The following is a 7119-nucleotide window of genomic DNA, read 5'->3' as shown; positions in this document are numbered from 1 at the left end:
GCTCGGTGACCGCCTGGGACGACGTCGCCGACATGATCGACACTGCGGTGTCGACTTTCGGCACCCTGACCGGTGTGGTCAACAACGCCGGCATCGTCCGCGACGCTATGATCACCGGCACCAGCGAGGCCGACTGGGACGCCGTCATCGCCGTGCACCTGAAGGGAACCTTCGCGGCCACCAAGCACGCCTGCGACTACTGGCGCGCCCAAGCCAAAGCAGGCCGCCCGGTCGACGCGCGCATCGTCAACACCGTCTCCGGGGCAGGGCTTTGGGGCAACGTCGGTCAAAGCGCCTACAGCGCCGCCAAGGCCGCTATCGCAAATCTGACGGTGGTGACCGCGTTGGAGATGCGCCGTTACGGGGTGACCGCCAACGCGATATCACCGCTGGCCGTCACCAGGATGAGCGCACAGGTCTTCGCCGACCGCGTCGACGACCCAGCCATGGATCCCGCCCGCAGCTCGCCTGTCGTCGCCTGGCTGCAATCGGCGGAGGCGTCCTGGCTGACCGGACAAATCCTGCGGATCAGCGGGCACAAGCTCACTCGCATCGAGGGCTTCACCGAGACACCGCGCTGCTATTACGCCAAAGACGAAAACAGCCTTGCGTTTTCCGAGATCGGCCAGGCGGTCAGCTGGTTGTGGGGCACTTCGCCGCGAGGGCTCGCCGGTCCCCTGCCCAGCACGTGAGAGCCCGCGACCGTGCCGCCCCACATATGCTCTACTATCAATCAAGCTAATTGTTTAGCTTTTTGGAGGGGCCGGTGAACAGCGCGGTTGACCCACAGCAGCCCGACTACGTGGCGCAGCCGGCGCTGTATCGCCAGGACCTGCGTCGCTACCTGGTCGACCAGGACTGGGTGCACCGATGGCGGTCGGCTGCGTTTGACAGCGCTGAAGAATCCATCGCTCATGACGCCTCAGTGCTGTCGAGGTTGTATGAGGCCGGATGGAATCGCTACGGCTGGCCGCAAAGCGCAGGCGGGCTGGGCGGCAACGAGATTCACCGCGCGGTCTACTTCGAGGAGCTGGCCCACGCGATGCTGCCGATTCCCGCACAGCACTGGAGCCTGGAAGTGCTGGGGCCGGCGTTGGTGAAGTTCGCGCCACCGCTGGCCGAGAAGTGTCTGCCCCGCTACCTGTGCGGTGCCGAATGGTGGGCCCAGGGCTTCTCCGAGCCAGAGGCGGGCAGCGACCTCGCCGCGCTGCGCACGCGGGCCAGCGACGACGGCGCCGGCGGCTGGGTGTTCAACGGCCAAAAGATCTGGTCCAGTCAAGGCCCCACCGCCGCCCGGCTGCTCGTCTTGGCGCGCACCGGCGCCCCGGAGAGCCGGCATCGCGGCTTGACGATGTTCCTCGTCGACGCCGACACAGCCGGGGTAACGATCCGGCCGATCGCGTTGGCCAGCGGGCGCCGCGAACTGGCCGAGGTGTTCTTCGACGACGCGCGGGTGCCGCGTGAGCGGGTTGTCGGTGAGGTCGGCGGCGGCTGGGCGGTCACCATGTTTTTGATGCAGTACGAGCGCGGGATGTACGGCTACGGAGTGGCCACCAAGCTGCTGGGCCAGCTCGGCCGGCTGCGGCGAAGCATCGCCGACAACGGGGCTGGCGCCGCCGATCGTGAGCGGTTTGCCCGGGTCTACGTCTCCTTGCTGGCAGCCCAGGCCCGTTCGGCGGTCACCGTCCGCAAACTGGCTTCCGGTCAGACCGTGGGACCCGAAAGCAGCATCGACAAGCTGTTGTTCAGCCGCGCCGAAAAGGACGTCAACGACCTGATTTTCGACCTGCAGCGCCCGTGGTTGGTGACCGGCGAAAACGGCGACGGCGCCGCTGAATTGGACACCAGCCGCGCCGAATGGTGGTATTCGCGCGCTGCGACGATCATGGGCGGCACCGCTGAAATCCAGCGCGGCATCGTCGCCGACCACATCCTTGGATTGCCGAAGGAGGGCCGAGCGCGATGATGCCCAGCGACGAATCCTGGCCCATGATCGAACAGGCCGTGTTCCGGCTGTTCGACGAGATTGCCGGCAAACACACCGTGATCGGTCCCCGGTTGACTGAATTGGGCTGGTCCGACATCGAATCCGAGTACCCCGTTGAAGCCTGCGAATTGTTGTTTCAGGCCCAGGGCCGCTCGCTTGCCCAGACTGACTGCCTGGACCGCGTCATGCTGGCCGAACTCACCGGCGCGCTCGACGATACGGCCGATGCGATTGTGCTGCCGAGCGCCGGCGACGGCTGCACGCCGGCCTCGCACGGCGACCAGGTCAGTGGGATCGTGTTGGGCCCGCTGCCGGACCGCGTGGTCGTGGCGGTGACCGGACCAAGTGCGACAGTGTCGGCGGGCGTAGTGGACGCCCAACGCCTACACGCCCAACGCCTCGACACCTTCGACACCACCGTGCAGTGGACCCGCGTGAGCGGGCCGGCGCCTACCGAGCTGGTGGAGGCTTCGCAGGCCTGGCCGCACGCGGTGGCCGCAGCGCAGCGCGCGCTGGGCACCGAACTGGTCGCGATCAGCGAGCAGATCCTGCGCCTGGCGGTCGAGCACGCCAACACGCGCATCCAGTTCGGTGTGCCGATCGGTTCGTTTCAGTCGCTGCGCCACGCCCTGGCCGAGGCCTGCGCCGCCGTGGAAGGCGCGCGTTCGTTGCTGGAGCACTCCTGGCGCTACGGCGGACACGTTTCGGCGCAGGCCGCCAAGGCGGCCGCCGGGCGCGCACACCGCGCGGTGTCGGGCACCGCGATGCAGGTGTTCGGGGCTATCGGCCTTACCGCCGAACACGTCCTGCACCGCTACGTAAGCCGCGGTGTGCAGGTCGATTCGCTGTGCGGGTCCTACCGCCAGCTCGAAACAGGGCTCGCCGAACATCTTTTCAGCACTACCGACCAGCCGCTGCCGCCCATCGTGGTGTGCGGCTGATTTGTTGACCGGAGGTAGTCCTTGCGCCGCAATATCTTTGACCAGGTCCATGACGATTTCCGCAAGACCGCGCGGGCGTTCTTCGAACGCGAATGCGCCCCATACACCGAGCAGTGGGAGCGCGAGGGCAAGGTCAGCCGCCAGGCGTGGCGGGCGGCCGGTGAGCACGGACTGATCGGCTGGGCCCTGCCCGAGAAGTACGGCGGGCTGGGCGTCACCGACTACCGCTTCAACCAGGTGCTCTCCGAGGAGTTTTTTGCCACCGGCTCGGTCGGCATCGGCCTGGGCGTGGCAAATGACATCCTGGTCCCCTACCTCACCGACCTCACCACCGAGGAACAAAAGGACCGCTGGCTGCCCAAGTTCATCTCCGGTGAGTTCATCGGGTCGATGGCGATGTCGGAGCCGGCCGCCGGATCGGATCTGGCCGGTATCAAGACCACCGCGCGCGACGAGGGCGATCATTGGGTGGTCAACGGCCAGAAAACCTTCATCAGCAACGGGCTGCTGTCCACGCTGGTGCTCACCGCGGTCAAGACCGACCCGGCCGCCGGCCGCAAAGGCATCAGCCTGCTGATGATCGAGGACGGCATGGACGGCTTCACCCGTGGCCGCAAGCTCGACAAGATCGGCCAGCACTCCGCCGACACCGCCGAGCTGTTCTTCGACAATGTGGTCGTCCCCAAGCAAAACCTCGTCGGAGAGCTCAACCGCGGCTTCTACCACCTGGTCTCGCACCTGGCGACCGAACGGCTCGGCATCGCCTGCTACGGGCTGCCGATGGCGCGCCGCGCGCTGGAGCTGACCAAGGCCTATGCGGCCGAACGCAGCGCGTTCGGCCAACCGATCGGTAAGTTCCAGGTCAATCGCCACTTCATCGCCGAGATGCAAACCAAGCTCGACGCCGCCCAAACCTATCTGGACCAATGCGTGCTGGCAGCCAACGACGGCGAACTCAGCGACGAGGACGCCGCCGGACTGAAGTGGTGGACCACCGAGGTGCAGTGGGAGATTGTCGACCGCTGCCTGCAGATGCACGGCGGCTACGGCTACATCAACGAATACGAGGTCGCGAGGTTGTGGCGCGATTCACGCGTCCAGCGGCTGTATGGAGGAACTACCGAGATCATGAAGGATTTGATGGGCCGCGCCATGGGCTACTGACCTTACTGACTCCGACGACTTCGGGCGCCGCGGCCAAGATCGGCTAACCTGTCAACTAGTTAGTTGTTTAGCAGGCGCCGAGGAAAGGGTCAGCATGGAGGTCGTCAATCTGCGGGAGCCGAAGATGGCCGACCGGGTGGCCGCGCAGTTGCGCCGAATGTTCATCCGGGGCGAAATTGCCGAAGGCACCATGCTGCCACCCGAATCCGAGCTGATCGAGCGGTTCGGGGTGTCACGCCCCACGCTGCGCGAGGCGTTTAGGGTGCTGGAATCGGAGTCGCTGATCGAAGTTCAGCGCGGCGTTCGCGGCGGCGCGCGGGTCAGCCGCCCGAAGCGAGAAACGCTTGCCCGCTACGCCGGTCTGATCCTGGAGTTCGAGGCCGTCACGCTGAAGGACGTCTACGATGCGCGCGCCGCGCTGGAGACGCCGATGGTGGTGCAGCTGGCCAAGCAGCGACCGTCCAAGGCCATCGCCGAACTGGAGAAAATCCTGGCCAAAGAGGCCGAACTGGCCGGCAGCGAGGGAGTCGACATCCGCACCGAAGTTCACACCGCGATTACCCGGCTGTCCGGCAACAAGACTCTGGAGATCATCAGCTCGATGCTGTATCACATCATCGAGAAAGCCAACCGCTCGCTGCAGCCCACCACCGACCAGCGCGGCGAGCAGGCCGGGCGGCGCGCCCACAAGACCCACCAGATGCTGGTCGATCTGATCAAGGCGGGCGACGCCGACAAGGCCGCTGCGCTGTGGAGCCGCCATTTGCAAAAGGCCGAGGAATACGTGCTCTCGGGCGCGGAGCTGTCCACGGTCGTCGACCTCCTCGAATGACCGATCGCACCCTGGTTCGTCGAAGCGGGCCCTGGTCATCGGGGGGCGCTGAGCCGGCGACCTCGGCAGCAGCGGCGCCGCGAAAAGTGGCTAACCCTTCTGGCTGGCCAGGATCGTCACCGCCGACACCGCGGTCGGCCCGCCGATATTGTGCGCCAAAGCGACTCGGGCGCCGTCGACCTGGTTTTCGGCCTCGCCGCGCAGCTGGTTAAACAGCTCGTAGCACTGAGCAACCCCGGTGGCCCCCGGCGGGTGACCCTTGGCTTTCAGCCCGCCGCTGGGATTGACCGGAATCGAGCCGCCGACATAGGTTTCGCCGGCCTCGATGAGCTTGTACGCCTCGAAACGGCTGGCGAACCCCAGGTCTTCGTAGCTGATCAGCTCCACCCCGGTGAAGCAGTCGTGCACCTCGGCGACATCGATATCGGCGGGCGTCACCCCGGCCATCGCCATCGCGGCCTTCGCCGCCCTGACCGTCGGGGGAAACGTGGTCATATCCTTTTTGTGCTGGTGCATCACGCGATCGACGCCGAGTCCTACGCCCCGCACCCACACCGGCCGGTCGGTGTAGCGGTCCACGACGTCCTCTGCGGCCAGAATCACCGCTGCGGCACCGTCACTTTGCGGGGTGCAGTCGTAGAGCCCGAACGGGTCGACGACGATTGGCGCGTTGAGGGCCTGCTCGACGGTGATCTCGTACCGCAGCTGGGCTTTCGGGTTCCTCACGGCGTGGAAGTGGTTCTTGACCGCCACCATCGCCAGATGCTCCTTGGTGGCCGGCGACTCATGTAGATAGCGGTTGACGTGCAGCGCGAAGTTGGCGGGCGCCACCAAGCCCAGCGGGTAATCCCAGGCGTTGTCGCGGGTCATCGCCGCCCAGTCCCAAAACGTGGTATTCGACGCGGTTTCGCGCACTTTGTCGGCGCCCACCACCAGCACCACGTCGTAGAGGCCGGAGGCAATGGCCAGCACACCGTGACGGATCGCGTCATTGCCTGTCGCGCAAGCGTTTTCGACCCGACTGACCGGGATCTCCGTGAGATCGAGCGTGTCGGCGAGGATGCCCGACGGAAACCCGTCGGTCGTGGCGAGCTCGCCGAACCAGGCGGCCTGGATCTCCGACTTGTCGATGCCCTTGTCCACATGCGCCACACACTCGGCGTAGGCCATCGGCACCAGGTCTTTGATGCCGAGCTCGAAGTGCTCGGCGAAAGGCGTCATTCCGGCGCCGACGATCGCGACGTTCCTCATGCCAGCGCTCCTTCAGGTGATGTGGTAGCGGGCTTGCCCGGCCAGAACATGTATCCGTAGTCGGGGATTCCCGCGCGGGTGGCGATCCGGCGAAGCACCACCGTTCCGGGCTGACCGATGCTCGCCGTGCTGGGCGGCACACCTGTCACCTTGAGTAGCACCCGCACCGGGCTGCCGTCGAGCTGAACCAGCGCAAGCGAGTAGGGGCTGGGCAGGTCGGGCACCGGAATCTGGATCGTGGTATGCGTGTAGACGGTGCCGGTGCGCGGCAGCGGCACCAGCTGGTAGTGAGGTGCCAACGTGCCGCCGGAGTCGACGCGGGCGCGCGGGGGGAACAACGGTGCCTCATCGACACCCGCGCGCTTGTCGAAAACCGCGGCCTCCCAGCGCAGTTTCGGCTCGAAAGCGCGCGCGTAGGCAGGCAGCGAGATCGGGATGCCGACACCTTCGCTGACCCGCAGCTGGGGCAGCTCGTTCGCCGCCGGCTCGTCGCGGCTGATGTGGGTCCGGTGAGCGCCGGAGCTCAGCTCGGCGACAGTGATGCTGGCTTGCTCGATCGCCACCACCAGCCCGGCCCGCCCCTGTTCTATCGCGTCGGCGATCAACCGGATCACCGCCGTGGCCGACACTGCGGGATCGTCAACGGCGTTCGACGTGTCGACAGTGTCGCCGAGCTGCCCGGCCGTGGTTCCGGCGACCGCAGCGACCTCGGCCCTCCCGCTCAGTTCCAGGCGCTGCAGCGTCGACTTGACCCCCACTTCTCGCTGCAGCCGCGGATCGACATAGCTTTGGCGCGACCCGTCGTCGTGGCGCGTCACGGTGGGCAGGCTGCGGTTTTGGCGCGCGGTCGCCGACAGGGTCGCCCCGCCGCCGCCGGCGCCGATCAGTGCCGCCGCGCCGCCGACCGCGGTGCCCGTACTGCGGACCCGGCTCGCCGAGCTGGA

General features: G+C 66.7%; 7 protein-coding genes. 5 read left to right on the top strand and 2 right to left on the bottom strand.

Annotation, left to right across the window (positions count from 1 at the left end):
* The 5 genes from ACFE99_RS20475 to ACFE99_RS20455 form a co-directional block, all read left to right on the top strand.
* Nucleotides 1–692 (top strand): SDR family NAD(P)-dependent oxidoreductase (locus ACFE99_RS20475; protein ID WP_375488243.1); only part of this gene is annotated, 692 nt, incomplete at its 5' end.
* 62 nt (nt 693–754) lie between these two features.
* Nucleotides 755–1966 carry an acyl-CoA dehydrogenase family protein gene (locus tag ACFE99_RS20470; protein ID WP_375488245.1) on the top strand — a complete coding sequence of 404 codons (1212 nt, stop codon included), beginning with the start codon at nt 755–757 and terminating at the stop codon, nt 1964–1966.
* Nucleotides 1966–2928, top strand: a complete 963-nt coding sequence (locus ACFE99_RS20465) for an acyl-CoA dehydrogenase family protein (RefSeq protein ID WP_375488244.1) — start codon at nt 1966–1968, stop codon at nt 2926–2928. The genes ACFE99_RS20470 and ACFE99_RS20465 overlap by 1 nt, the downstream gene beginning before the upstream one ends.
* Nucleotides 2929–2949: 21 nt before the next feature.
* The gene (locus ACFE99_RS20460; RefSeq protein WP_375488242.1) at nt 2950–4092 is read left to right on the top strand and encodes an acyl-CoA dehydrogenase family protein; all 1143 of its coding nucleotides are present in this window, start codon (nt 2950–2952) and stop codon (nt 4090–4092) included.
* Between the two features lie 94 nt (nt 4093–4186).
* Complete coding sequence (locus tag ACFE99_RS20455) at nt 4187–4924, top strand: FadR/GntR family transcriptional regulator (protein ID WP_375488241.1); 738 nt, start codon at nt 4187–4189, stop codon at nt 4922–4924.
* A 90-nt stretch (nt 4925–5014) separates the two neighbouring features.
* Here ACFE99_RS20455 and ACFE99_RS20450 read toward each other — a convergent pair whose 3' ends face one another.
* A complete protein-coding gene (locus ACFE99_RS20450; protein ID WP_375488240.1) occupies nt 5015–6175 on the bottom strand; it encodes a beta-ketoacyl synthase N-terminal-like domain-containing protein in 1161 nt (386 codons plus the stop codon).
* Nucleotides 6172–7119 (bottom strand): Zn-ribbon domain-containing OB-fold protein (locus ACFE99_RS20445; RefSeq protein ID WP_375488239.1); only part of this gene is annotated, 948 nt, incomplete at its 5' end. The genes ACFE99_RS20450 and ACFE99_RS20445, both read right to left, overlap by 4 nt.

The sequence above is a fragment of the uncultured Mycobacterium sp. genome (genome assembly GCF_964249325.1).
Lineage (GTDB): Bacteria > Actinomycetota > Actinomycetes > Mycobacteriales > Mycobacteriaceae > Mycobacterium.
Note: the sequence above shows the minus strand (reverse complement) of the source record. Positions and strands in the feature narration are given on the sequence as shown.

What these genes read in the sequence shown, in the direction of transcription:
- ACFE99_RS20450 (WP_375488240.1), bottom strand. Translation starts at nt 6,175, where the DNA reads ATGAGGAACGTCGCGATCGTCGGCGCCGGAATGACGCCTTTCGCCGAG.
- ACFE99_RS20455 (WP_375488241.1), top strand. Translation starts at nt 4,187, where the DNA reads ATGGAGGTCGTCAATCTGCGGGAGCCGAAGATGGCCGACCGGGTGGCC.
- ACFE99_RS20465 (WP_375488244.1), top strand. Translation starts at nt 1,966, where the DNA reads ATGCCCAGCGACGAATCCTGGCCCATGATCGAACAGGCCGTGTTCCGG.